At 42.9% G+C, this 26,142-nt stretch carries 22 protein-coding genes and 1 tRNA gene; 12 read left to right on the top strand and 11 right to left on the bottom strand.

The window, feature by feature from the left end; genetic code table 11:
• Nucleotides 1-252: 252 nt before the first annotated feature.
• Nucleotides 253-1,185: a hypothetical protein gene (locus IM496_RS03750; RefSeq protein ID WP_110579078.1), complete on the bottom strand. Its 933-nt coding sequence runs from the start codon at nucleotides 1,183-1,185 to the stop codon at nucleotides 253-255.
• Nucleotides 1,142-1,741, bottom strand: a complete 600-nt coding sequence (locus tag IM496_RS03745; protein WP_287661265.1) for a DUF1517 domain-containing protein — start codon at nucleotides 1,739-1,741, stop codon at nucleotides 1,142-1,144. The genes IM496_RS03750 and IM496_RS03745 overlap by 44 nt, the downstream gene beginning before the upstream one ends.
• A gap of 267 nt (nucleotides 1,742-2,008) precedes the next feature.
• Between IM496_RS03745 and hpnH the strand changes: the two genes are divergently transcribed.
• The gene (gene hpnH / locus IM496_RS03740) at nucleotides 2,009-3,025 is read left to right on the top strand and encodes an adenosyl-hopene transferase HpnH (RefSeq protein ID WP_194017564.1); all 1,017 of its coding nucleotides are present in this window, start codon (nucleotides 2,009-2,011) and stop codon (nucleotides 3,023-3,025) included.
• Nucleotides 3,026-3,246: 221 nt separating this feature from the next.
• Here the strand turns inward: hpnH and IM496_RS03735 are convergent, their stop codons facing one another.
• Nucleotides 3,247-4,620 carry a DICT sensory domain-containing protein gene (locus tag IM496_RS03735; protein WP_287661264.1) on the bottom strand — a complete coding sequence of 458 codons (1,374 nt, stop codon included), beginning with the start codon at nucleotides 4,618-4,620 and terminating at the stop codon, nucleotides 3,247-3,249.
• A 211-nt stretch (nucleotides 4,621-4,831) separates the two neighbouring features.
• On the opposite strand from IM496_RS03735, the gene IM496_RS03730 reads away from it, so the two are divergent.
• Both IM496_RS03730 and nblR read left to right on the top strand, forming a co-directional pair.
• Nucleotides 4,832-5,314: a hypothetical protein gene (locus tag IM496_RS03730; protein ID WP_104396272.1), complete on the top strand. Its 483-nt coding sequence runs from the start codon at nucleotides 4,832-4,834 to the stop codon at nucleotides 5,312-5,314.
• 70 nt (nucleotides 5,315-5,384) lie between these two features.
• Nucleotides 5,385-6,074: a response regulator transcription factor NblR gene (nblR, locus tag IM496_RS03725; RefSeq protein WP_104396271.1), complete on the top strand. Its 690-nt coding sequence runs from the start codon at nucleotides 5,385-5,387 to the stop codon at nucleotides 6,072-6,074.
• A gap of 139 nt (nucleotides 6,075-6,213) precedes the next feature.
• Here nblR and IM496_RS03720 read toward each other — a convergent pair whose 3' ends face one another.
• Nucleotides 6,214-7,011 (bottom strand): glutathione S-transferase, encoded by a 798-nt coding sequence (locus IM496_RS03720; RefSeq protein ID WP_104396270.1) that lies wholly within the window; start codon nucleotides 7,009-7,011, stop codon nucleotides 6,214-6,216.
• Nucleotides 7,012-7,345: 334 nt separating this feature from the next.
• Between IM496_RS03720 and IM496_RS03715 the strand changes: the two genes are divergently transcribed.
• The 3 genes from IM496_RS03715 (at nucleotide 7,346) to IM496_RS03705 (ending at nucleotide 10,086) form a co-directional block, all read left to right on the top strand.
• Entirely contained in the window at nucleotides 7,346-8,527 is a 1,182-nt protein-coding gene (locus IM496_RS03715) for a hypothetical protein (protein ID WP_287661263.1), read from the top strand.
• Between the two features lie 33 nt (nucleotides 8,528-8,560).
• Nucleotides 8,561-9,553 carry a pentapeptide repeat-containing protein gene (locus IM496_RS03710; RefSeq protein ID WP_287661262.1) on the top strand — a complete coding sequence of 331 codons (993 nt, stop codon included), beginning with the start codon at nucleotides 8,561-8,563 and terminating at the stop codon, nucleotides 9,551-9,553.
• Nucleotides 9,554-9,618: 65 nt separating this feature from the next.
• Nucleotides 9,619-10,086 carry a retroviral-like aspartic protease family protein gene (locus tag IM496_RS03705; RefSeq protein ID WP_194014937.1) on the top strand — a complete coding sequence of 156 codons (468 nt, stop codon included), beginning with the start codon at nucleotides 9,619-9,621 and terminating at the stop codon, nucleotides 10,084-10,086.
• Here IM496_RS03705 and IM496_RS03700 read toward each other — a convergent pair.
• Nucleotides 10,081-11,742: a M14 family metallopeptidase gene (locus IM496_RS03700; protein ID WP_194014939.1), complete on the bottom strand. Its 1,662-nt coding sequence runs from the start codon at nucleotides 11,740-11,742 to the stop codon at nucleotides 10,081-10,083. The two genes, IM496_RS03705 and IM496_RS03700, sit on opposite strands and share 6 nt — an antisense overlap.
• Nucleotides 11,743-11,813: 71 nt before the next feature.
• Between IM496_RS03700 and IM496_RS03695 the strand changes: the two genes are divergently transcribed.
• Nucleotides 11,814-12,026, top strand: coding sequence for a hypothetical protein (locus IM496_RS03695; protein WP_002751038.1), 213 nt, complete (start codon nucleotides 11,814-11,816; stop codon nucleotides 12,024-12,026).
• Here the strand turns inward: IM496_RS03695 and IM496_RS03690 are convergent.
• Both IM496_RS03690 and IM496_RS03685 read right to left on the bottom strand, forming a co-directional pair.
• Nucleotides 12,023-12,769 (bottom strand): circadian clock KaiB family protein, encoded by a 747-nt coding sequence (locus tag IM496_RS03690; RefSeq protein ID WP_194014941.1) that lies wholly within the window; start codon nucleotides 12,767-12,769, stop codon nucleotides 12,023-12,025. The genes IM496_RS03695 and IM496_RS03690 overlap by 4 nt on opposite strands.
• A 90-nt stretch (nucleotides 12,770-12,859) precedes the next feature.
• A complete protein-coding gene (locus IM496_RS03685; protein ID WP_194014943.1) occupies nucleotides 12,860-14,131 on the bottom strand; it encodes a type IV pilus twitching motility protein PilT in 1,272 nt (423 codons plus the stop codon).
• Nucleotides 14,132-14,407: 276 nt separating this feature from the next.
• Between IM496_RS03685 and IM496_RS03680 the strand changes: the two genes are divergently transcribed.
• Both IM496_RS03680 and IM496_RS03675 read left to right on the top strand, forming a co-directional pair.
• Nucleotides 14,408-15,370: a hypothetical protein gene (locus IM496_RS03680; RefSeq protein ID WP_194014945.1), complete on the top strand. Its 963-nt coding sequence runs from the start codon at nucleotides 14,408-14,410 to the stop codon at nucleotides 15,368-15,370.
• Nucleotides 15,367-15,777, top strand: a complete 411-nt coding sequence (locus tag IM496_RS03675; protein WP_194014947.1) for a PIN domain-containing protein — start codon at nucleotides 15,367-15,369, stop codon at nucleotides 15,775-15,777. Before IM496_RS03680 ends, IM496_RS03675 begins: the two co-directional genes overlap by 4 nt.
• On the opposite strand, the gene IM496_RS03670 is transcribed toward IM496_RS03675, so the two are convergent.
• Nucleotides 15,778-16,836: a potassium channel family protein gene (locus IM496_RS03670; protein ID WP_287661261.1), complete on the bottom strand. Its 1,059-nt coding sequence runs from the start codon at nucleotides 16,834-16,836 to the stop codon at nucleotides 15,778-15,780. It lies immediately after the preceding gene.
• A gap of 126 nt (nucleotides 16,837-16,962) precedes the next feature.
• Here IM496_RS03670 and IM496_RS03665 point away from each other — a divergent pair, with 126 nt between their 5' ends.
• Both IM496_RS03665 and IM496_RS03660 read left to right on the top strand, forming a co-directional pair.
• A complete protein-coding gene (locus tag IM496_RS03665; RefSeq protein ID WP_287661260.1) occupies nucleotides 16,963-18,246 on the top strand; it encodes an aspartate aminotransferase family protein in 1,284 nt (427 codons plus the stop codon).
• A gap of 944 nt (nucleotides 18,247-19,190) precedes the next feature.
• Entirely contained in the window at nucleotides 19,191-20,963 is a 1,773-nt protein-coding gene (locus tag IM496_RS03660) for a hypothetical protein (protein WP_287661259.1), read from the top strand.
• Nucleotides 20,964-21,312: 349 nt separating this feature from the next.
• On the opposite strand, the gene IM496_RS03655 is transcribed toward IM496_RS03660, so the two are convergent.
• From IM496_RS03655 to IM496_RS03645, 3 genes are all read right to left on the bottom strand, one after another.
• Nucleotides 21,313-23,235, bottom strand: a complete 1,923-nt coding sequence (locus tag IM496_RS03655; RefSeq protein ID WP_194014952.1) for a S9 family peptidase — start codon at nucleotides 23,233-23,235, stop codon at nucleotides 21,313-21,315.
• A 131-nt stretch (nucleotides 23,236-23,366) separates the two neighbouring features.
• A tRNA-Pro gene (locus IM496_RS03650) sits at nucleotides 23,367-23,440 on the bottom strand.
• A gap of 297 nt (nucleotides 23,441-23,737) precedes the next feature.
• The gene (locus tag IM496_RS03645) at nucleotides 23,738-24,949 is read right to left on the bottom strand and encodes an FAD-dependent hydroxylase (protein ID WP_194014954.1); all 1,212 of its coding nucleotides are present in this window, start codon (nucleotides 24,947-24,949) and stop codon (nucleotides 23,738-23,740) included.
• A 207-nt stretch (nucleotides 24,950-25,156) separates the two neighbouring features.
• On the opposite strand from IM496_RS03645, the gene IM496_RS03640 reads away from it, so the two are divergent.
• Nucleotides 25,157-25,999, top strand: a complete 843-nt coding sequence (locus tag IM496_RS03640; RefSeq protein WP_194018137.1) for a methyltransferase domain-containing protein — start codon at nucleotides 25,157-25,159, stop codon at nucleotides 25,997-25,999.
• Nucleotides 26,000-26,142: the final 143 nt, after the last annotated feature.

Raw genomic sequence — 26,142 nt, 5'->3', positions numbered from 1 at the left:
GTGGGGTGTGGGGTGTGGGGTGTAGGGTTTTACCGATTTTCATCTGGTCAATTACCTAATTTTCAGGGAAAAAGTGCCTAAATTTCCCCCCCCGATCACCCCAAGGTCTGGCACTTTTTGATGGGGAAAAAGTCTAAAATTACTATCCAACAAGGTTTTTAGATTTATTCAGCAAACCCTAAGTAGCTGCCATCCCCAATCTCTGAGGTGGGGAAGACAGGGTTAATCTTCCACCACTCCAGTCAAATCCTCCTAACGTCGGCCGCGTCTGCTGCTGCCGAAACCACTGCGACTAGGGGTACGACGGGAACCAGAGGAACCGAAACTAGGAGAACGTTTGACATTATCAGATTTACCCGAATTCTTCAGGGTACTGGAACCATAACCAGAACCACTGGGTTTTGTGGTGGTGGTGGTGCTGCGATTGGGACTAGAGGAAGTATTACTGGGATAACGACGTAAATTGCCGGTAGAACGGAGAGTTTGCCGATTTTTGACCGCCGGAGGTGGACTATTATGTTTAGTCCGGTATTGATCCACTGCCTGATTATAGGTGGAACCGTAACCACCAAAACCGGTCATCACACCTCCCGGAGTATAGAGGGGAGGAACGTAGTATTGAGGACGAAAGAGCAAACTACCCAAAGCTTGACCAGCAACAGCACCGAAAAAAGGACTCCAAAAACTCGATTCTTGTCGAATCACTACGGTTTCCTGTTGTCCGGTTTGGGGATTGTTCCGCACTTCCGTGACATTATGGACATACTCGATTTTAAAATCTTCGGTCATGTACAGGGTAGCCTGATCACCGTTGATTTCTACTGCGGTTTTTTCCCCTTTAGCAATGTCCTCCTCGGTTAATCTAGCCATTTGCAGGTTAGTGGTGCGGAAGAGGGGAGAAGTCCCCCCAGGGGTGTTTAACAGCATTAGGGTATAAGTGCCATCTCCGTCATCGTAGGTAGCTTGTTGCACCTCGTAGCGACCGCTACTAACCTGATTGGATTCTTGTCTTACACTACTGTTATTAGCCGACGGTGACTGAGTTTGATTTGACGAGGAACCACAGGCCACCGTTGTGCAACAAAGGGTAAGAATTAAAAAAATTGTCGTTACTTGGCGCAGCATAAGGGCAAAATTAAGACTATAAAGGCAGCAATTCGGGGAAATTGAGTAATAGTTGCTCATTGGTCAATTCATCTCCCAATTGAGCGGGAGAAAAATGTACCTGAATGGCACGCAGCCGACCTTGGTAGTGAAGGTTAATTATTGATTTTAAACCATCTTCCAGGGCCTCTCGATCGGCTAGGCTAGTTTCTAAAGCAGCACTCTCACCCTCGAATGCTATTGTGATCATAACAACTAAGTTATCGGTGACGGGTAAAGTTAAGGGTTCGTTTTCCCCCACTTCCCCAGACACCGATTCACTTAGGTATCTGGCCGCGGAATCGGTAAACAGTTCGTTAACGTAGTCTCCCGCTTCCCCCTCACTCCAAAAAATATCGCCCTCATTAGCCACAGAAAACCAATAGAGGTTCATCTGCAGCAGATTTTGACAAATTTCTACTAAACCCTCTCCCATGACCTCTAAATCGCCTTCGGAATCGATCGCTTCCCGGCCGGCACGATTAAGAATACCGATCAGAGGTGCGACTTCTTGGCCGTAGAGATGCAAAAATAAGCGACAGACCACATAGCGAGTTTTACCCGCAAATTTCTTAAAGCGATCGCCTAAAGAACCCATAATAGACCTCTGGTAAAAATCAAAAATTGTCGTTAAGGTTAGGAGTCAGGAGATAGGAGACTTTTTTATTTATTCTCCCCACTTCCCACTTCCCACTTCCCACTTTCAAGTCAGTAGTCTTGAAGCCATCAGCTAGATCAAGATGATAATCAAGTAAACAGCCAAAAAAGCCCTCAGCTTTTATTTATCTTGCCATTTTCTAGGGTTCTATGCCTTGATGTCCTGTTAACAGTCTATAATGACTTAGAATCCTATTGGTGTGAGCAAATGGCTGTCCAACTACAACAAGCTTTAGTGGTTGCTTCCTATATCTTGAAACAGCGTCTAGCAGGAAAAAAGCGTTTTCCCTTAGTTTTAATGCTAGAACCCCTATTTCGCTGTAATTTAGCCTGTACTGGCTGCGGCAAGATTCAACATCCCCCGGAAATCCTCCGCAATCATCTTACCCCGGCAGAATGTTTCGCAGCGGTGGAAGAATGCGGGGTTCCCGTGGTTTCCATCCCCGGGGGCGAGCCGCTTTTACATCCACAAATCGATGAAATTGTCAAGGGTTTAGTGGACAGAAAAAAATTCGTCTATCTGTGTACCAATGCCCTGTTATTGGAAAAAAGCCTGGATAAATTTACTCCTTCACCCTATCTTACCTTTAGTGTTCATCTGGATGGTCTCAAAGAACATCACGATCGCTGTGTGGATCGGGAGGGAGTATTCGATAAGGCAGTAAAAGGGATTAAAGCGGCGAAAGAGAGAGGTTTTCGGGTTACTACTAATACCACGGTTTTTGAAGGCACAGATCCGCAAGAAATGCAGGAATTTTTCGATTTTCTCGCTACTTTGGGCATCGATGGCATGATGATTTCCCCGGGTTATAGTTATGAGTGGGCCCCGGATCAAGATAGTTTCTTGAAACGGGAGCAAACTAGAGCTTTATTCCGAGAAATTCTCTCACCCTGGAAATCACGCCAGAAAAAGTGGAATTTTAACCATAATCCTCTCTTTCTCGATTTTCTCATCGGTGAACAAGACTATGAATGCACCCCTTGGGGTAGTCCTAGCTATAGTCTTTTAGGATGGCAAAAACCCTGTTATCTGCTCAACGAAGGACATTACAAAAGCTTTCGGGAACTTTTAGAAGAAACCAATTGGGATAACTACGGTCGGGCTAGTGGCAATCCTCAATGTGCCGATTGTATGGTACATTGCGGCTATGAACCGACCGCGGCCATGGCAGCTTTTAAACCGGCTAATATGGGACGTGCCATGCAGAGTTTAATCGGAGTCTAATCTAGGGTCTGCTGAATAAATCTAAAAACCTTGTTGGATAAGAATTTTAGACTTTTTTCCCATCAAAAAGTGCCAGACCTTGGGGGGATCGGGGGGGAAATTTAGGCTCTTTTTCCCTGAAAATTAGGTAATTGACCCCCTGAAAATGGGTAAAACCCCACACCCCACACCCCACACCCCACACCCTACCCCCAGGAAAAACTTTTTCAGCAGACCCTAATCTAAACTGATTCTAACCAGACGGCGGGGACTTGACTAGGGCGATCGGGTAATTGCATCCATCCCATTTCGCACAGACGAATTACCGAAGTTAATTTTTCTACCAAAGCGGGATCGAAACGAATCCCGCTATAATTTTGACAACGCTCTAGGGACGCTCCTAAATCTAGAGCTAGTCGATCGCCTCGCGGTTGAGTTAATTCCTGAAAATAGGCTGATAATCCTAAAATTCTCGACTCTAGGCTGATTTCTTCCCCTTTTAAGCCGTTGGGAACACCGCCACCATCCCAGTATTCAAACTCATGGTAAATAATCTGTTGAATTGGGGCTAATTCGGGCATAGTGGCGAGTAATTGCGCTCCTAATACCGATCTATCCCGCCAAAATAACGCATTTGCTCCCTCTAACTGACTGGCACGCTGTCTAAAAACTTCGATCGGAGCCTCCGCTAGACCGATGCGGTATAATAAACCTGCTAATCGTAAGCGTCGCAATCTCAGGGTGGGTAAATCGAGCAATTGTCCCAACATTTCCGCTAAAGCGGCCACCTGTAGAGAAGCAAGGGGATTATCAATATCTCTTTCATCGACTTTTTGAGCCATTCTTAGAAAAGCTTGCAGTTTATTAGCGGCTAAATTTTTATTTAAACGGGATGCTTGTCCTTCTAAGTCGCTTAATTCTCGCGTTTGTCTGCTGACGGTGACTAACTGCTGTTGACTGGTTTGCAGATAGGTGACAATGCGAGAGACTACTCCGGTTAAATCCGTGGGAATGGGATTAATATTTTGACTAATTTCCTGCTGTTGTCTGCTTAAATCGGCCGCTAGACTGGGATTATAGGGATGCAGACGCTCAATTAAGATCCTAGCGGCTTTTTCGACTAAATCGCGATCGAATGTCCATAAACCGTAGAATTTTCGCTCCGTGTCTATTTGGGGTTGACTATCGGACCGGTATTCTTCCGGGGATAACTCATGACAGAGTACCATGGAGGCGTAATCGGGGGAAAGAATGATTAAATTCCACTCATTAACCAAACTATCGCTATTATCTAAGTTCACTAGCGAAACATTCTCTAAACTGCCGGTTTTATGCTCAGAAAAACCACTATCGGCCACGGCAGCGATCGCAATATGACGAGAAGAGCGAGCGATATCTAAATAGCGCTCTGCTTCCTGTAAATACCATTTTCCCTGTTGAAAGGTGACTAAGACCAGTGGTTTATTTGTACTATCAGGGCTGCTAGTTTGCAAGATATGATCTTCAAGAGCATGACAGAGAGCCACCAGGGTATTCTTAAAATAGACCCCGTAACTGCTGGGTAATCGTCCCGATGAAGCTCTTTTTAACTGTTGTAAGCTGGATTCTACGGTCATAGGTGGCAAGATTAGGGGAAGTGGGGTGTGGGGTGTGGGGTGTGGGGTGTGGGGAGACGGAGTAGGGGAGACGGAGTAGGGGAGACGGAGTAGGGGAGACGGAGTAGGGGAGCAGGGAGAAAAAACTGATGACTGATAACTGATGACTGATGACTGATTACTGATTACTGATTACTGATTACTGTCTCCTCATTGCTTTTTAATTAATTTTATGACCTTAGTGATTTGTCCTGGTTTTCATGATTCTAGATTGACCGAGGATTTTTTAGGACATCTGGGGAGTAAATCGGTCAAATTACGTCCCTATATTATTATTTCTCCTTTTTCTTGCTTAAATGAAGCTTTTTTACCGGGAGAAGACCTAACCTTGATTGGGTTTAGTGCGGGGGTGGTAAATGCGATCGCTTTAGCCTATTATTGGCAAGCTCAAGGGGTGAAAATTCGAGCTTTAATTGCTCTGGACGGTTGGGGAGTGCCATTAATCGGTAATTTTCCCATTTATCGCCTTAGTCACGATTATTTTACCCATTGGAGTTCCTGTTTATTGGGTAGCGGTCAAGAAAATTTTTATGCGGATCCCCCTGTAGATCATCTTAGCCTCTGGTCGTCCCCCGATCGAGTGATTGGTTGGTCTGTCAATGGTGATTTTGTCCAACGCACCACAGCCTTAACTTTTTTATCTAAAATCGGTTAGGCGAGAATCAATTAAGTATAATTGGCTAGTCCCCTCCCCATCTTCCCTATTTCTTTACCGCTGCCGACTAATGAGTACACCAGTTCTGAGTTCTTCGATTCTCTTGGTGGGAATTGAGGAGAATATCGCTAAATTAGCTAGTGCGGACTTGCAAGAAGCAGGTTATCGTCCCCTGATTGTGCCTAGCATTGATATCGCTTTCCCAGAAGTGGAAAGTTGGCAGCCAGCGATGATTATACTCGATCGTTTCCTGGCGGGGGAAGCGGGTGTGACTTTTTGTCGTCGTTTACGTTCCCAGGGAAGTCGCGTTTATATTATTTTATTAGTATCTCAAGAAACCCTAGAAGAACGTCTCGCCTGTTTGGAAGCGGGAGCCGACGATTATTTTCTCAAACCCTATAATTCGCAATCTTTTCTCAAATTAATCCGTTTTTACCTGCAACCTCTGGAAACTATCCCCGAACAATTGCGCTTCGGTGACTTAGTATTAGATTTAGTCACTCGTCGTCTCTCCTATAAAAACAAAAATATTGAGTTGACGATGAAGGAATTTGAACTGCTGCGCTACCTGATGATTCACCCGAAAGAAGTATTATCAAGGGATCAAATTCTCGAAAATGTCTGGGGAGACGAATTTCAAGGAGAATCAAACGTTATTGAGGTATATATTCGCTATTTACGCCTGAAAATGGAGGCTGGTGGTCAAAAACGCCTCATTCATACCGTGCGCGGTGTCGGCTACGTTTTACGCGAATCTTAACAGTGATCAGTAATCAGTGATCAGTAATCAGTGATCAGTAGATTGCTTTTATTTAATCTCCCTACACCCTACACCCCACACCCCACACCCCACACCCCACACCCCACACCCCACACCCCACCACCCTAGTCAAGCTCTGCTATTCGATCTGGATGGAGGTGGGGGAATCGATGGGAGGGGTGGAATTACCAGGGGTAATAGTTTGACGGTATTGACTATAAAGACGGTCGCGCCAGACAAAAAAGCCCTCGTAGGCGCTATTATCAGCTAACCCCGGAATCCCCTTGCCTTGCAATTCCGGGGGTAAGTTGAGATAGGAACCCTGGGGAAACTGAAGCAGTACACTTAATCCCGCCACGGCTAAATCGGCTAAAGTAGGCTGATCCCCGACTAAATAGGGACGATTGGCTAAAATGAGGTTTAAAGCTTCTAAGTCCTGTTGTAGCCCTTTTTTAGCCGTATTGATAGCATCTTTTCCCAGACCTACACCCGTCCCAAAAATATCAATTAATTCCCCCGGCAAGGAACCCAGCAACAAGCGCATAAAATCGGGAGTTTCCCGGGGTAAAAAAGCGGTACGAAAGTTTTGATTTTGGGCAAAAGCGCCGAGAAAAGCGGTTCTTCCTTTTAATCCCAGGGATTCATCGGCCCATTCTTCGATTAATAAACATTGACCCCGTTGGAGGGGATCTGTAGGGATAATTGGTTTTTCAGGATACTTGCGATCGAGATAAAAAGCAATCTCCGTCGAGTCGGCAATATAGGTATCACCATCCTTGAGGACGGGAACCTGTCGCTGTCCAGAAAGACGGAATAATTCTAATTGTCCCACCCCCGGCACCACGTCCCTTTTTTTATAGGCAAGTCCTTTATAGTCAAGGATGAGACGGACTTTCTCGCAATAGGCAGATAGTTCAAATTGATAGAGTTCTAGCATAGGATGATATGGCCTCTCGATAAATCAGTTTCTCCCTGATTACTCTAACCCTATCGGGCATCGATCGCCTAAACTTAAAGACTTTACTCCGATTTTGCTCGAACATTTGTACTAAAAACGAGAAAGGCGAAAAAATAATCTTTTGCGAATTTTAGGGACCAAATGTAGCAAACCGAACTCAATAGCTGCACGCTTTTAGGCTAGAATATCTTCGAGCGCCAGAAGAGCCGAAATAACTTATATATTCCGGCAAGCTAACTTGCGAGAGACCAATAGCATAACCTCATAGTAGAGGTGTGCGAGGGTGGGCGACTTTCTCGGATCAGAGGTTACTATGCAATTATCCAGTGACGTTTTTAATCAGGTAGTTCGCTATCTCGACAGCCACGAAGAAAAATTACGGATCAAAAAATTAATCTTTTATATCTGTAAAAAATATTGGGAAAATGATCCTAATACTTTAGACGGTGTGGCGATGGAAGACTTGGTGAAGGAGTTAGTGCAACTCAAAACCAGTAAGGAACAATTAACTTTTTCTGTTTATAAGTTAGTTAAAACCCTAAATCGTCCTGAAGTTTATGCGGGAGTAGCCACGGTTATTATTGAGCAAATCAGTAAATTATATAGTAATATTGCTGCCGCCTATGACACCCAATTATCACCATTAGAACCAGCAGTTAACCCTAGATTTACCGCCGTTAATAATGCTGTCAACAACGGGGAAGATAATTCCCTAAGACAGGTGGTTAATAGCCTAGGAAATCATCTAGAGACGGAGAGAATGCAAAAATTAATGTTTGCCGCCTGTAAAAATCGTTGGGAAAATGATCTATCGGTGATTAATAATTATGGCTTAAAAAATATTATTTTAGAACTGAGGCAAAACAATCCTAATTTCTTAAGCTTGCGAGAAACTCTCAACCAAGTTGCCGAAAATATTAATAAAAAAGCTCTATACCTGTCCCTAGCTGAGATTATTCTTACCCAGCTAGAGCCTCTCTACGATACTAATAACGATTACAAAGAAGAGGATAATGAGTCAAAAAGTCAAATCTTTAATGATCAAATGGTTCATCTAAATGATGATTGTGATTCTTCGGCTAAAACTTCATCTTTCTCTTCCTCTAGAAGTAAACCTGTGGATTTTGCCTCTTCGACAATGGAATTGCCCTTTGCCGAGCCAGCTTTCTTAAACAATAACCCCAGTAATTACCCACAAATTTCTGACTATGACCCCTTTGAAATTCGTTTAGAAATTTTGCGTTATGCTAATCCTTTACGAGCCAAAATATTAATTTTCTCGCTCCTATTTTATCCTTGGGATCAGAACAGTCAAGATTGGTTAACTCTGCGAAGTTATACCCTAGAAGATTTACTACAAAAACTGATCGAAAGTGGGAAATCTCTCAAGGATATCGAAATTCAACTATACCATATTGCTCAAACCCAAATGGATAGGGATGCTAACGTTCAAACCGCCGGTATTCTGTTGCAAGCTTTACAAAGAATTCTCTAATTTTTTACCCCAATTTATCTGGATATTCTACCTATGAAACCAAACGAATTAATTGCACGTTATGCCGCGGGAGAAACTCAATTTAGTGGCTTAAAATTACCCGGAGTTAATTTAGTTGGTGCTGACTTAATTGGCATTGTTTTAAATCAAGCAGATCTACACGGCTCCAATCTTCTCTTTACCTATCTTAACCGGGCTAATCTCGCTCAAGCTAATCTTGTGACAGCTAATTTAAGTGGTGCTAGTCTCAACCAAGCTGACTTAAATGGGGCAGATTTACGCAGTGCCAATTTACACGGAGCGATGCTACAAGGGGCTAATCTTCGTGATACTGATATAACCCTAGCTATTCTACTTGATGCTAACTTGATCGGGGCGGATTTACGAGGGGCTGATTTAAGTAGTGCTAACCTCACTGGTGCTTGTTTGCGGGGAACAAATATGCGTCAGGAAAAGAAAAATAGTAACACTAATTTACAAGGAGCTAATCTCTATCGCGCCGACCTGCAAGGGGCTAATATGAGAGGGGTTAATCTGGTGCGCGCTAATCTAGTAGGAGCCAATTTAAAGGAGGCTAATTTGTGCAATGTTGACATCAGAAATGCGGATTTAACTAATGCTAATCTCCAAGGTGCTTTACTCACTGATGCCAATTTAGTCGGGGTGTCTTTAGTGGGAGCAAATCTAGCGGGAGCCAATTTAGTGCGGTCAAAAATGAGCGATACGGAAGGAATAGGTGCAAATTTCCATAGTGCAATTATGACTCACGTAAAATTCGATCGAGCTAATCTTAGTCAAGCTAATTTTCAAGCGGCAAGAATGAATCATGCTGACTTAAGAAGGGCTAATCTTTCAGGAGTTAATCTTAGGGAAGCGGATTTAATCGATGCTTTCTTTGCTAGAGCAAATCTCACCGGTGCTGATTTAAGTAATGCTAATCTAACTCGTGCTGAGTTAATGAGTGCTAATCTCATGGGAGTTAACTTCCGCGGTGCAATTATGCCCGATGGCCGGATTAATAATTAAAATTACTAGACAGTGTTGTTGGCAATTATTCTGGTATAATTAGGGGTAGAATTGAGGCTAGTATTATGGTTGAGCCAGCAATTATTGCAGAAGATATGGGCAAAATCTACACCACGATTACAGTTATCAATCGCGCCGATCAAATTCGTGCGGAAGATGGTATGATCGCGCCGGAACAAATTCGCTCTCTTACCCTAGAAAATGTCTTGGTGGATACGGGGGCAACTACTCTTTGTCTGGTGCCGGAAGTCATCTCCCGCTTGGGTTTACAGCTTTTAAAAGAAGTAGATGTGGCTACGGCTAAAGGCATAGGAAAAGCGAGAATTTTTCGCGATGCCACCTTGATTATTGCGGGACGGGAAGGGACTTTTGAATGTTTGGAATTACCCAGAGGTCAAAACAATTTATTAGGAGTAATTCCTTTAGAAGCTTTGGGATTAGAACCGGATCTTCGTAGCCAAAAATTGCGAGTTTTACCCACGGAATCCCACGAGACTTATTTAACAATTTTATCGAACAAAATAGCTCTATAAAATTACTTTTTGTCTGACTGTTCCGGCTCTTTCAGCTATAGCGACAATCTCGATTTCTTGACCAGAAACTCCTTTAATTACCCATTCCACCGTACAGCGATAATCTAAACCGTGAGCGAGACTACTATATACTTTATTTGATCGCCCTTCTAAGTGACCGATTTCCTGCTCTAATTTTCCCACTATTAAACTCGCATCATCGACCAAATTTAACTTGACTTGAATGGGACGAACTATCTTTCTTTCCAGTGCTTTTTTACTGGTATAAGTGGGTAAGAATCCCTGATTTTCTAACTGTAAAACCAGATGATAAATACCATTGCCCTCCGACTTAAGATCGAGACGAGAGATAGCTAAAAGAGGTGACATCAAAGCATGGGCAATAGTAAACTGACATTGTTTCTCACATAAATCTGGTAAATACTTTTCTGGGGCATTTTGCCAGACATTTTTAAAGTCCCAACCGCCAATTTCCACCTTTCCCAATTGGGGATGATCAAAACTTTGCCAATTAATAAAACCCTTTCCCGCTAAATTCTCATCATTCCAACGCTGTAACTTCAATTCATCTTCAAAAGGATGCCAGCGAAACCATTGAATATAATCATCTTTTTTCACTCCCGCTTGGGTGGGTGCATCCCATAACTCCACCGTAAAACCATACCAACCAAAATGATCGTAACCATAATCATCCATGGCACCGTTAATCACTTCTTTGGGATGATCACGAAAACCGTGATAGACAGAAACGCATTCATAACCAGTCATTGCTTTTCCCTTATCAGCAATATACTTATACATTTCTAAGTCTTCCACGGGGAAATATTCGTCGGGATGGGTGCTATAGGGACGCAACATGACTGCCGAATAGGTATGATAGGTAACGAAGCCATTAATATTAGTGTTATTTGCCCAAAATTCTGCTTCTGCACGGGTTTCTGGCTCGGAAAAAGGAAAATCTCCAGCCCCCTGTTGTTCCCCTTCAGGAACCCAATAAACGGGATAATTGCGGTTAAAATCCAGGCCCTCTAGGGTGGGGGCAGTGGTAAAATTATAGCCATCGTAATCGCGGATTAAACCTTCGGTGAGCAAAGTGTAAAAAGTTCCTTCAAATTCCTCTGGTTCGCGACGCACCATAATGCGAGGATCTTGTTCAGAAATTTTCCAAGCGCCACAGGTATCTTTTTGGCGCATTTGTAGGATTAAACCATCGCCGTTAATATCTTCAGGATATAGCCCCGGTTTCTCATCCGTGTGGGGATAGGGGCGAATACTCGATCGTAACATATAGGGAGTGGTGAGATATTTTTCCGCTCCATCCACGGCTAATCGCGGCAAAATATAGACAGTGTAATGGTCAAGAAGTCTGGTAATTGGCGAATTATGACCGTATTGGCTCAAAAGATGGGAGATAGTATAGAGAGCGACGGCAGAACCTGTTACTTCCCCCGCATGGGTGTTAGCATCGATCCAATAGGCAGGTTTTTCTAAATAGGGGCCTGTGGCTTGATTTGTTAGGGTAGTTAACCAGATATCTCGATTTTCGTGGCTTTTACCGATCGAGGTGAGGCTAATTAAATTAGGATAGGATGAAGCTAGGTTTTTCAGGAAAGAAACTAATTCGGCGTAGGGGTAATAGTGGCTAAAATCAAACATAATCTTCTGCAAGTAAAAAAAGGATTCTTGGGTTAATTTGACAAAATATGGGATAATAACAGTAGAAAACTATGGATAGTCAAGATATCGCCCGCTATATTGAAGAAACTAACGGTATTTCCAAGCCTTGGCTGTTGGTGCAATTACGTCTCAAAAAACTGCAAGAACGTCGCGCCAGTCTTTCCCAACAGGAATATATCCAAGAATTGGATGATATTCAGCAAGACTTAATGAAATTGGGAGAATGGTGGCGAGGTATCGAGTCAGAAGTCTTTAAACCCTAAGCGGTGGCGATAATCTGTAATACTCGCGGTAAATCCTCAAATTCGCCGATGATGCGTTTCACTGGTTGCGGCCAAACCCGGACTAAAGTGGGAATAGCAGAGACATGATTAGATTCTGCTTGTTCTGGATGTTTAGAGATATCGATCACTTTCAGGGTATAGGGATGGTGTAATTCTCGTTCTAGAAGCTGATGGATCGATTCTAGGGTGTGTTTAGTATTGGCATTATTGCCGGAGACAAATAACCGCAAAACATAACCCTTGGGACTAGGATTGGTATAGTCAGAGTCAGCATTAATCCCTGAAGTGGTTGGGGTACGCTCCTGATAACGGAGAATCAGATCGTGGGATTGCCAAAGTTGGGGAAACTGCTGACGATAGGTTTCTAAGATAGTGGGATTAGAGGATTGTTCCTGCCAGGGTACAGTAAACCAAGCTCGATCGTCCGTGGCGAAAATAGCATTTAATAAAGGCTGATAGCGACGGACAAGGGGATAGACTTCGGCTCTAGTATGAATACGGTGACTATAGGGATCTCGCCAGCGATCGATGGTAGCAGTAAAACTAGGAACTAAAAAATGGGGGGGTTCTGGCAACCCTAAAGCGGACTGGAGAGCAGCGCAGAGATTCAGATGCCAATGAGTTTGTTTATCAGGATCGATACAGTAAATTAGATCGCCCCCGGGGGTAAACAGGGCGATGCCTTTAAAAATATCGGGCAACACAATCGCGGAAGTGGTCACTTGAGGGGTTCCCCTAGAGAATAAGTAGGAGCTTCTATTTTTCTAGCCTACTAAACTCTTGATCCCTGAAGAATTTCCTTCAGGGTTTTTCTAGATTCTACCCCGCAGCATCATCGCCAGTTCATTGGGGACCGGGGACATGGCCAAGGCTACCTCCTGAGTAATCCGTCCCTCTTGATAGAGGTTAAACAGGGATTGATTAGTGGTAATCATGCCGTGGTATTCGCCGTCTCTCATTAATTCGATAATTTCGTCATTTTTGCCGCTGCGAATGTAATCTTTGACGGCCTCTGTATTGAGGAGAATATCGTAAAAAGCTGTCCGTTTACCGTCGGTGCTGCGACATAAACCCTGGGAAATAATACAAACCAAAGATTCTGCGATCGCCAAGCGCGGCGATTCCCGTTCCTCGGCGCCATAAAGAGTTAAAATCCGGTCAAGGGTTTTTACAGCGCTGTTGGTGTGCAGGGTTCCCAGGACTAAGTGACCGGTTTGGGCAGCTTTCAGGGCAGTATTGACGGTGACTTTGTCCCGCATCTCCCCCACCAGAATAATATCTGGGTCTTCCCGCAAACAGGCTTTTAGGGCATTATCGAACTCATGGGTGTGTATTCCCACTTCCCGTTGTTTGATCAAACTGCGACGACTTTTATGGACAAATTCGATCGGGTCTTCGATGGTGATAATATGTTTGGGGTGTTCTTTATTGATGTAATCGATCATGGCTGCTAGGGTGGTGGATTTCCCTGAACCCGTCGGACCGGTGATTAAAATCAATCCCTTCTGCACATCGCACACATCCCGGAAGACCATCGGTAAGCGCAATTGTTCCATAGTGGGGATTTTCATGGGAATCAGACGCAAAACCATCCCCGGACCGCGCAGACTTTCAAAGATATTAATCCGCGCTCTAGCGAATTCGTACTGAGTCGCACCGTCAAATTCTAGGTCTTTTTTAAAGCGAAGGATTTCTTCTTCACCGAGGATTTCGCGCAGCCAACTATAAAAAGTGTTGATGTCAATTTCAGGATAGTCGAGAATAATCATTTCGCCACGATCCCGCATCCGGGGTTGTTCTCCAACCCCTAGGTGAACGTCCGAATAACCCCGATCAAAGGCAAACTGGATCAAATATTCTAAGGTGGGTTGGTTGGAGGCGCGACTGTGGGGAGAACGTGGTGGCGATATTTGACCATTTTGCGGCATATTTGGCACTTGTTTGGCCTGCGTCGCCACCTTTTGCGTCATTTCTTGATTTATCTCTGGTGTGGTTCCTTTGATTAACTCCGAGGGAGGTATCGGGATGGAGGGAACCGGCAGCGGCTGCAGTGATCGCGAGGAAGAATTGGGATTTGGACTCATGAGCAATAGGGGTTTTTCCTTTACTATTCCCCGATTGTACTAACATCTCATCCTCAATTTCTCAATTCCTGACAGACGTTAGATTGAGGAGTACGGAGTCAGTAGTCTCCGAGTCAGGGGAATTAAGAGTGAACGGTAATTAATCTATCTCCCTCAGAGGCTATAGTAACTATAATCACCCTTTCAGACCCCAAAATTGTTACAATGGAGGTTTAGGGCTGATAATTTTGACTACTCATTTCTGTTTGATCGTCAGTCTTAGGGGAGGTAAATACGATGAATAGTCTGCCAAGTTCAGTCGAACGGGAAAATTTAGGACAATTTTTGTTAGAAAATCTGCAAAATATTACAGATAAACTCGATCAAATTGTCACCGATTCTGATCGGATAATACTGGATAATTTACTACAAGAAACTAAGATTTTAGTTGAGCAAGTTAAGGATAACTCTAAAACTTATCAAGCAAGAGCCGATATATTTTGTCAAATTGATGAATTATGGTTTCAGGTATGGGAACAATATAAGAATGAGGGTTCGGCAATAAATTTGATTGAGATTATCAATGAATTTACCGATAGAGTAACTGCCTATGCTAAATTATTTATCGGCCTTGCTCAGATCAATGAGGGAAAGACTGGTGAAGAAAAAGCCGATTTAATCAGAGTGGTGGAAGGTTCACTCCTTCTCTCGGAAACGATAGATGTGTTTATTGATATGTTTGCCGATTCAGAATTAGAGCAAATTTACCAGGGAGCTAAAAATGCTCTATCGGTTTCTAATCGTACTATAACCGAATATTTCCAAGATACTGACAAATCTTTAGTCACCCAATTGAGAGCCTATTATAGTTTAATAATTTTCAGAATTCAAGAGCGATTTAATCCTAAGAATGTATCCTCAGAAACTACCTCTCATTCCCTAACAGATGATTTAAGCGATCTTGATCCTTGGACAAGAAACTTAGTGGGTGTTGTCGATTTAGAAACTGAAAAATCTTCGTCTGAAAACTGGTTAGATAATCTTTCTGGATCAATTTCTGATCAGGAGGTTTTTGAGAAAGCATTAGAATATGGGCGTGTTTTTCGTCAGAATGTATCCTCAGAAACTACCTCTCATTCCCTAACAGATGACTTAAGCGATCTTGATCCTTGGACAAGAAACTTAGTGGGGGTTGTTGATTTAGGATCAGAAGACCCAAAAGAATCGTATATTGATTATTTAGTGGAGAAGTATCGGTGAAACGAGTCTTATTCGACAGTGATGTATTGCTAGATGTTTTGGGTAAGCGTGAACCACATTTTCCAGCATCTGTACAAGCATTCAATACAGTTAAGACAGGTAAAACTCAAGGATATATTTCTGGTCATGCCGTCACCAATATTTATTATATTTTGTCTAGAAAAAACGAAAGAGAAGTCTCAAGAAAGTTGGTGATAAGTCTTCTAGAGAATTTGCAAGTTGCTAGGGTGACAGACGCAATAATTAGGCAAGCATTGGCAAGTCAGATGAAAGATTTTGAAGATGCCGTTACCAGTGCCGTTGCTGAATCAGAAAAGCTAGAAATAATCATAACGCGAAACCTAAGAGATTTTGCTGTTTCCCCCGTTCCCGCAATGCTACCAGTAGATTTTTTATCGATTCTTTAACTAATGCTTCGGTAAACGTAAACCATCCGATCGCATAGGGATTAAAATCTGAGTTAAACTGCGTAATTGTTCGGCCGTTCCCATACAAATTAACAGATCCCCGGCCATTAATTCCGTATCGCCAGTCGGTCCCCCGATTAGCGTACCATCAGCGCGACGTATAGCCAAAACTAAAGCCCCCGATCGATATCTTAAATGTGCTTGACTAAGACTTAAACCCACACAGGGACAAGTCCTCGGATCGATTAGAAATTCCTCCATATAAAATGATCGATCGGTTCCGGTTAAAATCCCATCAACAAAATCCATCACCTGGGGTCGTAGGGCCGCGGCCGCTAATCTTCTACCGCCGGTAATATAGGGAGATACCACCGCATCGGCCCCGGCCCGTTGTAATTTCTGTACTGCTTCCTCGGTACTGGCCCTAGCAATGGCGCGAATTTTCGGGTTAAGAGTTTTAGCAGACAACACTGTATATAAATTCTCCGCATCGGAAGTTAAAGCGGCCACAATACAAATAGCGCGTTCGATTCCTGCCATTTGTAAAGATTTATCTAAGGTGGCATCTCCTTGAACAACAATATAATTTAATTCTTTGGCCCGATTTACCTGTAGGGGGTCTGTATCAATGACTACAAAAGGAATATTTTCCGCGTAAAATTCGATCGCTACCTGTCTGCCTGTGCGACCTAAACCACAGATGATATAGTGTTCTGATAGTCGATCGATCAAGCGTTTCTCCTGTCTCTGTTTGAGTCCCTCTTGAAAATAGCCTTGAATTAAAGCTTCGGTCAAGCGATTAACAATATAACCGATGCTGACTACTCCCATGATAATCAAAACCATTGTAAACAGTCGTCCCCGTTCACCTAGGGGATTAATTTCGCCAAAACCGACGGTAGCGAGGGTACTAATCGTCATATAGGCCGAATCTAGCCAACTCCAACCCTCGATCAGATGATACCAAAGCGTACCCAGCAAAAATACCACAATCAGGGCAAAAATTCCCCCGATTAATTCCTGACGCAGACGACGATATTTATCTTCACTGATAGACAAGCAAAATTCACCCCTAACACTGTCTAGTAACTTACAATGAAATCAGTTTTTAATCTAAATAACCCGTCCTTCTCAGACGGATTTGATTATAATTTCCCCTATGTCTAATCGCGCAGGAGTTCCCCAGTGAGTCCAGAAACCCTTTTAGAACCAACCCTAGTTGATCCCACTCCCAATTTAAACCCGAATCAACCCTTCGATCGAGATAGTTTTAACAGCTATGTGATGAATACTTATGGTCGTTTTCCCATTGCGATCGCCAAAGGGTTAGGCTGTCTTCTCTGGGATACTTCCGGTAAACAATACCTTGATTTTGTCGCGGGAATTGCCACCTGTACCCTCGGTCACGCGCACCCTGCTTTAATTGAAGTGGTTAGCCAGCAAATCCAAAAACTCCATCATGTCTCGAATTTATACTATATTCCCGAACAAGGGGAACTAGCTAAATGGATTGTCGATCATTCCTGCGCTGATAAAGTCTTTTTCTGTAATTCCGGTGCGGAAGCGAACGAAGCGGCAATTAAATTAGTGCGGAAATATGCCCATACGGTTCTAGATTTCCTCGAACAGCCAGTTATTTTAACCGCTCACGCTAGTTTTCACGGTCGGACTTTAGCTACCATCACCGCAACCGGTCAACCGAAGTACCAAAAAGACTTTGAACCCCTGATGCCGGGGTTTGCCTATATTCCCTATAATGATATCGAAGCGGTGGAAAATGCGATCGCTGACCTCGATGAGGGTAATCGTCGGGTGGCTGCGATTATGTTGGAACCGCTGCAGGGTGAAGGGGGAGTTCGTCCGGGAAATATCGAATATTTCCAACGTTTACGGCAAATTTGCGACGAAAATAACATTTTGCTTGTCTTTGATGAGGTACAGGTGGGAGTCGGAAGAACCGGTAAACTCTGGGGTTATGAGAATTTGGGAGTAGAACCGGATATTTTCACTTCTGCCAAGGGTTTAGCGGGGGGTATTCCCATCGGTGCAATGATGTGCAAAAAGTTCTGTGATGTGTTTGAACCGGGTAGTCATGCGAGTACCTTTGGGGGTAATCCGTTCGCTTGTGCCTCAGCTTTAACAGTATTACAAACCATTGAACGGGATCATCTTCTCGAAAATGTCCAGCAGCGAGGGGAACAGTTACGCAGCCGTTTACGCGTGATTGCTTCTCAATATCCCCATCTATTTGTCGATGTGCGCGGTTGGGGTTTAATTAATGGTATGGAAATTAATTCAGAAAGTGAGTTGGTTTCATCTACTATTGTTAATGCAGCCTTGGCCGAGGGTTTATTAATTGCTCCCGCAGGTCCGAAAGTTCTCCGTTTTGTACCTCCTTTAATTGTCTCGGAAACAGAAGTAGATGAGGCTATGGATAAGCTAGAAGCAGCCATCGCTAAAGTGGTTTAATTTCAGTTATCAGTTATCAGTTATCAGATGTAAGTTTTAAGTTGACAGTTCCCAGTTATGAGTCAATTCTTTTTGAGCTTTCCCCCCTGACTGTCACCTTTTCACTGGACTAGGGGAGAATAAATCTACTGTTGTTCTGGGCAAATAATACTAAATCTGGTTATTAAAGACTGATTATTTATTCCCGCTTTTGCCTCTTCCCTTTTGCCTGTCCTCACAAGTAGCCTATACTCAAAGGATTTAGTATAAAGCTCTTCTGGGACTTTCGCAAATCCCTGACCAAATCTAGATTCTGAAACCCTTGCTTGACAAGCGAACGCTAACTTTTCTTCTAATAAAAACTCAAATTTCGGGTTTCTGTCAGTTAGCACTCGCTTGAAGGCCTACCCCATAAGAGAGCCAGAGTTGAGAGACTGTAAGATTTTTGCCAGAGTTCCAGAAGAGCTATAATTAGGGTTTGCTGAAAAAGTTTGTTGGTGGGGTTAGGAGTCAGTCGTCGGGAGTCGAATGAAAGTGCAAGGCTTTTGAGTCCCTCGGATCGATTTCTCAACGTTTATTTCTGGCACTTTTTTGGCTAAAAAAGTCCCAAAACTGCTTTCTAGTAATGCTTCCAGTAATATTCAGCAAACCCTAATTACTCACTTGCAAAAATGAGATGCTCCCTCTGAACAAGCTTGATGAATTACGAAGTTATCATTCCGGCTCTTCTCGACTTTGTGTGATAATTTTTGCTTATGGAATCGTGAAATGCTTATCGGGCAACACTTTTAGGACTATTTTGTCGAAGAAACTATCAGTATAGACCTCGTTTCCACACAGAAACCAGAAGAGCCTCATTCCTAAGCCGGTGCAGAAGCAGTTAAAAATCTTTCCCAATGATCTGCAAAATCGTCTAAAAGAAAAAATCCTTGTATCTTGTATATTGATCCCTAAAAGGTGAAAAAATGATAAATAACCAAATTGATTTACGGTGGTGGCTACTGAGCAACTTGGCAAGTGTTGAATCTTTGCCAATTATCTACAGAATATCGGTAATAGTCACTTTTATTATCTTCATTTTTTGCGCTTTTTCTCCTCTCATATTCCTGAGAACTCCCACGGGTAAGCTCCAGAAATTTTTATTGTCAAATCTAATATTTATTATCTCCTTAGTGACTTTTATTGTAGCAGCACGCTGGCCAGGTTTCTTGCCACCAATGCTAAACCCAGATGAGGCACTATTTACTGCAGGTGCGATAAAACTGTTGAAGGATCCAGTTTTTTGGCGTGCGGTAGATACCGGTTCATCTGGACTTCTGAATGTCTATCCTCTGACTCTACCAGCTTTTTTCGGGTTCAGAATTGAATATGCTAGTAGTCGTGTGATCGGCTTAATTATGATAATTGCTGCTATTGTTTGTCTTTATTATGCCTTATCCAATCTCTACGATAAGAGCCTTTCTCGCCTAGCAATAGTTCCTGTGGTTACAACTGTCGCCTTAATGACATTTTTCGACTACGTGCATTATACAAGTGAACATTTTTCGGTGGCAATATTAAGTGTGGCTTTGTTAATCGTTTGTAAATATTATGCTGGTAATTCATCTAATCCTAATCGGCTGATATTTGCCTTGGGTTTTACCCTTGGACTTACTCCTTTTGCCAAAATTCAGTCAGTTCCTATAGCTTTCTCAATTGCTTGTATATTTTTGCACATACTCTGGCTAAAAAGCAGAGCGAGAGGTCAATTCATCAGGAGTCTTGCTGCTTTCTTTCTTGGGGGAATGTTGTTCTCCGCTCTGGTCATACTATATCTAACAATTTTCTCAATATATGATGCTTTCTGGAAATCTTACATAGAACAGAATTTATTGATTTATTCTACTCATGGTTTGATGGGAAACGTAAATCAACTAAGCTTTTTCAGAAAAATTAACATATTTCTTCGGATGTTAAGAGGAGTGCCAGATACACAGATATTATTTTTATTAACAGCAATTGTCTTGATATTAGGAGTACCATTTCTAATATTAAAGCGTGTTTCCTTAAGCCTAAATCAAGAAAAGTCCAAGACATTTTGCTTTGTCTATTACAGTTTATTTATTTTGGTCGCATCGAGTTATTCAATTATTAGACCAGGGAACGGGTTTACTCATTATTTGCTGTTTCTAATCATACCTAGTGGATTTCTCATCGGCGTTTTTCTAGGTGAACTCGCACAAGTCTTACAAGTGTCGCAATTAACTATTTCAAACTTCAAGTTATCTCTTTTAACAGGTGTCATTTTTATTACAGTTGCCAGTAGTTTTTTAGAAGTTGCCACAATGATAAAATCAGATAATGTTTACCTTAATAATCGCCGAAGATTTGCTAGAAATTATCTTAGTCCGATTGCTAAAACTATTCTCAAGTATGGTTCTCCTGGTGAATCTATGGCTGTCTGGGGATGGGCATCAGAGCTATATGTTGACACGGGACTTATACAAGCAACAAGGGCCGGTGCGATCGGGCCAGTTAAATACTCTCCCCTACAGCAATATTTTTTCAAACAGTATGCAGACGATCTTATTAATTCTAATGCTAAGTTATTTGTTGATGCTGTAGCTCCAAGAATGTTTTTCTTTACCGATAGACAAACTCAGGGACACGAAGTTTTTCCTGAAATCGCTAAGGTTATCAATGAAAATTATCGGCTAGTTGATGAAGTTCAAGGAGTTCGTATTTACATTAAAAAATAATCCTACGCTGCCTTACCTTTTGTTCTTGGTCAAGCAACCACTGTCAACTTAGAAAAGGGTAAGCGCATCTCAAAAGCTGTTGACAATCGCCCAATTTTATGAGCCGATTGCTGTGTAGTCATTTCAAATGATACCAGTCAATCAGAATAGTTACGAACTCGACCTATTTGCTCGATTTCTCCTCAAATATGTCTGAATCGTGGGTAGGCGACTAAGAAAAACATGGGGCAATTAAAATCATTTCTATTCGGGTAAGTTTCTTAACTAGAAAGACTTTTAGTCTTTAGATAATATTAGGTCTAGATTTGCTGTTCACCGATTACTGACCTAGGAAATTAACTTTGCACGACTACTTAATTTCTACGGGTTCTAAATTGTCGGCAGCAGTAAAACCAAAGAGACGGGAATAAAAATAAAATTCTGCATCTAATGCTCGTTTTATCGATTCAGCTTGACGAAATCCATGTTGTTCTCCCGCAAAGGGAACGTAAGCGACGGGTAAACCTTTTGCTTTTAAAGCTTCTACCATCATTTCCGCTTGATTGGGTGGAACCACTCGGTCTTCTAAACCTTGGAAAAAGATCACTGGACAGGATAACTGAGCGGTAAAATGAATAGGCGATCGCTGATAGTAAATTTCCTTTTCTTCGGGATAACGTCCCACCAATTTATCTAAATATCTCGACTCGAATTTATGGGTATCGGTGGCTAAAACCTCTAAATCACTAACTCCGTAATAACTAGCTCCTGCTTTAAAAGTATCATGAAAAGTTAGGGCTGCTAAAGTTGTATAACCACCGGCGCTGCCCCCAGAAATTGCCAATCTTTCCCCATCGACTAATCCCTGATTAACCAAATATTTTGCCCCGTTGATGCAGTCTTCCACATCGACAATTCCCCAATTTCCCAGCAAACGCTGACGATATTGACGACCATAACCCGTACTACCGCCATAATTGACATCTAGATAGCCAAAACCGCGACTGGTCCAGTATTGCACCCGCAGACTTAAACTAGAGGTGGCCGCAGCCGTCGGTCCACCGTGACTTTTGACTAAAAGGGGCGGTAATTCGCCATTGGGGGCGGTATAATCGGGGTTTTTGGGCGGATAATACCAAGCATAGGCCGTTAGTCCCTGACTGGTGGGAAAAGCGAGCATTTCCGGAATCGAGAAATAATCGCTAGAAATAGTTAAATTACTGGAAGATTTGAGAATTTCTCTCGTTCCTGTGGCTAAATCCATTGAGACAACCGCCGTTACTTCCCTGAAAGAACCGCCAATAAAAACTATTTTGTTATCGCTAACTTGTAGGGAAGAAATGTTAGTATCAGCAGTAATAATTTCTCGAAATTCCCGATTAACAGTATCGATACTTCCTAAATACCAACGACCATCTTTTGTATAGCTACAAATAATCTGTGATTCCCTGGCAAAGCCGTAGTTAGATAAACCAAAAACCCAATGAGGATAGGCAAATTCAGCATCAATTGGTTCGAGAACTTGTTCTATTTGTTCATCGTAGTTAAAGCAATAAAAGTTCCAGAAATTATTGCGATCGCTAGTAAAATATAACTGTTCATCGGCGGACCAGCGCGGTTCACACACTGACTCATTTTCACCACCAGCAACAACCCGAATATTAGTCAAATAAAGATTATTAATATCCGCCACCCAGAGAAAAGAACTATCCCAGGGCATATTAGGATGATTCCAACTAATCCAAGCTAATCGAGAACCATCGGCACTTAAGCGAGGAGAGGTATAAAAATCATCGCCAGATACTAAAGTTTTTATTTCTCCCGTATCCACATCGATGCTGACAATACTATTAACTGGTTCCCGATCTTTTTGGCTATGATCTTCACAAATACAGATTAAACGATTGCGAAATTCATCGAGAATTAAATCCGCATAACGACAGGAATTTTCTGGTGTTAGAGGTTGGGGTAAACTATCAGCAGTTTGGCGATAAATTCTTTGGTCAGCAAAATTACAAAAATAGATAGTTCCGGCAACAATTAGACAGGAACCTCCCCCGTATTCATGGACACGAGTTCGCACATTAAAAGGCCCTGGAGTGATGTCTGTAGTTGTGCCGTCGGGGTTTAATTTAACTAAAACATTTCGCCCCTTTTCCTGTGGTCTGCCTTCTAACCAATAAATATCTTCTCCGTCTAGAGTTACACCGCCAAGACTAATCGATGCTGCCACAATTAGATCGGAGGTAATCGGTGATTTCCAGGAACCGTAAGCTGATATTTGATTAGACATTTTCTACTACAGCAGTGATCCTAATGGTGAACTAACTTGATCAGAAACGCTGATCAATTAAGAAAATTTCGAGTAAACAGGACAAGGTAGAGATTGGGTGCATCCCTACCTAACTCTCTGTTTTCCTGCAATCGGAGCGGCGGGATTCGAACCCACGACCCCTACTACCCCAAAGTAGTGCGCTACCAAGCTGCGCTACGCCCCGATATTGAACCTTAACCATCATAGCGATAATCGCCGCATTTTGCAAGCTTTTTTTTTCTTCCTTTCTCCCCCATCCCCGGAATTAGCGGCCAGCTATCTAGCTAGGGTTTGGTGAAAAAGTTGTTCGTGGGGACAGGGTGTGGGGTGTGGGGTGTAGAGTTTTACCAGTTTTGAGGTGGCCAATTACCTAATTTTCAGGGAAAAAGTGCCTAAATTTCCCCTCGATCACTCCCATATCTGGTACTTTTTGATTGACAAAAAGTCTAAAGGTCTTACCCAATAAGGTTTTTAGATTTATTCAGCAAGTCCTAGCTAATTGGGGAATACGTCCTTTTAATCCCGTCATTAATTGCAGGGCAAACAATTTCAACGGGGGGAAACCGCGCATCATTGCCAATCCGAGACGACGGATGACAACGATAGGCGGCCAGTTATTGGAGAACAGGCGATCTAGAAAATCTGTGAAGCCTAAAATCGCTAAATTCTCCGATCTACGCCATTTTTCGTAGGATTTTAGGGTAGAAAGCGCTCCTATATCCCCTTGCTTGTCCACTGCTTCCTTTAATACCTGCGCTAAAGCGGCTGCGTCGCGAATGCCTAAATTTAAACCTTGACCACCGACGGGATGACAACAGTGAGCAGCATCACCAATTAAAGCCAGTCGGGGTTTAACATAGGTATCGCTCTGCATTAACTGTACGGGAAAGAGAGTGCGGGGGCTAACTAATGCTATTTTTCCCAGTAATCCCCCCGTATATGCCTCTAATTTCTTGATAAATTCCGCTTCGGGCATTTCTTGCAGTTTTTTCGCTTCTTCATGGGGATTTGTCCAAACGATCTGACAGCGATTACCCTGGAGCGGTAAAATGCCCATGGGACCGGTGGGCCAAAATCTTTCAAAGGCGGTATCGTTGCGATCGAGTTGATGTTTAATGGTGAAAGCGACACAGGATTGCCAATATTTCCAACCTTTGGTTTTAATTTGCGCCCCTTGCCGGATAGCGGATTTGGCTCCATCAGCCCCGATGACTAATTTTGTGGTGATTTTTCGGGTTTGACCGGCTTCTTCCAGGGTGACAGTGGCTGTTTCTGCTCCGTACTCCACTTCTAACACTTTGGCAGGGGATAACCAGTCAATGCGATCGCAATCTTGGCTGGTATTGTGCAGGGCGGTTAAAATCACTTGATGTTCGCCCACATAGCCCAAATAATCGGTTTTTAGCTCATCGACCACAAAGGGGACAAAAATCGGGTAATCGGCATCAGAAAGGCGAATATGACGAAATTTACCGATACTGGGCGAGATTTTATCCCAGATACCCAAGCCTGTAAAAATCCGGCTGGACATCAAGGAGAGGGCATAAGCTTGACGACGGGAGGCGGCCACCTCTAGGGGACGTTCCTCGATCATAGCGATATTTAATCCTGTATTTTTTAAGGCCACCGCTAGGGTGGTTCCGACTATACCGCCCCCGACAATGATTAAATCGTAGCTGTCCCGTCTTAACATATAAATATTTTTCTCAAAGATAATCAGTGACTACACTGATCTATTCTGACACGATTTTCGGGGTTGCTGTCGGGTTTGATGGTCTTCACCCCACCTAGCCATTGATAGACTTTCAAGGGTTTTGTCCGTGGTTGAGAGTTTCGGGTTAGGGTTAAGTAAGTGTTTCGGCTCTCTGGCAAGAGTGCCTCTCTTAACTAGGAAATCACCATGGAACTTTATCAACGAATAGCCGATTTTTATGACTCCTCTAGTGGACTATGGGAAAGGATTTGGGGCGAACATATGCACCATGGTTACTACGGTCGCGGCGGCAAGATTAAACTCGATCGCCGTCAGGCACAAATTGATTTAATAGAAGAATTATTAACTTGGGGTCATGTCACCGGTGCTAATCGGATTCTTGATGTAGGTTGTGGTATTGGTGGCAGTAGTCTTTATCTGGCCGAAAAATTTCACAGCCAAGCGGTGGGGATTACCCTTTCCCCGGTACAAGCCGCTAGAGCCAGCCAAAGAGCGCAAGAGTTCAATTTAGAAGAACAAGTCAGTTTTTGTGTGGCTGATGCCCTAAAAACCCCCTTTCCTGAGAATAATTTTGATCTGGTCTGGTCTTTGGAAAGTGGCGAACATATGCCCGATAAAAGGCAATTTCTGCGGGAATGTTATCGGGTTTTGCAGCCCGGGGGGACTTTTTTGATGGCTACTTGGTGTCATCGTCCCACCACTTCTCTGGCCGGTAATTTAACGGAAGGGGAGATTAAACTATTAAACGAGATTTATCAGGTTTATTGTCTGCCCTATGTGATTTCTTTGCCAGAATACGCCGATATTGCCCGTGAAGTTGGCTTTCAAGACCTAAAAACCGATGATTGGTCCCTATCGGTGGCGGCCTTTTGGGATGTGGTGATTGATTCGGCCCTCAGCACAGATGCGATCGCTGGTCTGTTAGCAAGCGGTTACACTACTATCCAAGGGGCTTTATCTTTAGGGTTAATGCGGCGCGGTTACGAGTCGGGTTTAATTCGTTTTGGTTTACTGCAAGGGAAAAAATAAAGGCTGATCTCTCCATTTCTTTTTAACAAAACTTATCAATTATTGGCAAAATTTTGCTTGCTTTTCTGGGGAGATTTTGAGATAATATTTTTAAAACATTTTATTAATAATGGGAATATTGACAATTACCAAAATTTGCACAG

The organism is Microcystis sp. M049S2 (assembly GCF_020245625.1).
In the GTDB taxonomy this organism is placed as follows: Bacteria; Cyanobacteriota; Cyanobacteriia; order Cyanobacteriales; family Microcystaceae; genus Microcystis; species Microcystis ichthyoblabe_A.
Note: the sequence above shows the minus strand (reverse complement) of the source record. Positions and strands in the feature narration are given on the sequence as shown.

Bases quoted from the DNA above. Each gene is read 5' to 3' on its own strand.
- IM496_RS03750 (WP_110579078.1), bottom strand. From the start codon at position 1,185: ATGAGCAACTATTACTCAATTTCCCCGAATTGCTGCCTTTATAGTCTT.
- IM496_RS03700 (WP_194014939.1), bottom strand. From the start codon at position 11,742: ATGTTTGATTTTAGCCACTATTACCCCTACGCCGAATTAGTTTCTTTC.
- IM496_RS03745 (WP_287661265.1), bottom strand. From the start codon at position 1,741: ATGGGTTCTTTAGGCGATCGCTTTAAGAAATTTGCGGGTAAAACTCGC.
- IM496_RS03660 (WP_287661259.1), top strand. From the start codon at position 19,191: ATGATAAATAACCAAATTGATTTACGGTGGTGGCTACTGAGCAACTTG.
- IM496_RS03640 (WP_194018137.1), top strand. From the start codon at position 25,157: ATGGAACTTTATCAACGAATAGCCGATTTTTATGACTCCTCTAGTGGA.
- IM496_RS03715 (WP_287661263.1), top strand. From the start codon at position 7,346: ATGCAATTATCCAGTGACGTTTTTAATCAGGTAGTTCGCTATCTCGAC.
- IM496_RS03735 (WP_287661264.1), bottom strand. From the start codon at position 4,620: ATGACCGTAGAATCCAGCTTACAACAGTTAAAAAGAGCTTCATCGGGA.
- hpnH (WP_194017564.1), top strand. From the start codon at position 2,009: ATGGCTGTCCAACTACAACAAGCTTTAGTGGTTGCTTCCTATATCTTG.
- IM496_RS03655 (WP_194014952.1), bottom strand. From the start codon at position 23,235: ATGTCTAATCAAATATCAGCTTACGGTTCCTGGAAATCACCGATTACC.
- IM496_RS03705 (WP_194014937.1), top strand. From the start codon at position 9,619: ATGGTTGAGCCAGCAATTATTGCAGAAGATATGGGCAAAATCTACACC.
- IM496_RS03685 (WP_194014943.1), bottom strand. From the start codon at position 14,131: ATGAGTCCAAATCCCAATTCTTCCTCGCGATCACTGCAGCCGCTGCCG.
- IM496_RS03645 (WP_194014954.1), bottom strand. From the start codon at position 24,949: ATGTTAAGACGGGACAGCTACGATTTAATCATTGTCGGGGGCGGTATA.
- IM496_RS03720 (WP_104396270.1), bottom strand. From the start codon at position 7,011: ATGCTAGAACTCTATCAATTTGAACTATCTGCCTATTGCGAGAAAGTC.
- IM496_RS03680 (WP_194014945.1), top strand. From the start codon at position 14,408: ATGAATAGTCTGCCAAGTTCAGTCGAACGGGAAAATTTAGGACAATTT.
- nblR (WP_104396271.1), top strand. From the start codon at position 5,385: ATGAGTACACCAGTTCTGAGTTCTTCGATTCTCTTGGTGGGAATTGAG.
- IM496_RS03710 (WP_287661262.1), top strand. From the start codon at position 8,561: ATGAAACCAAACGAATTAATTGCACGTTATGCCGCGGGAGAAACTCAA.
- IM496_RS03695 (WP_002751038.1), top strand. From the start codon at position 11,814: ATGGATAGTCAAGATATCGCCCGCTATATTGAAGAAACTAACGGTATT.
- IM496_RS03730 (WP_104396272.1), top strand. From the start codon at position 4,832: ATGACCTTAGTGATTTGTCCTGGTTTTCATGATTCTAGATTGACCGAG.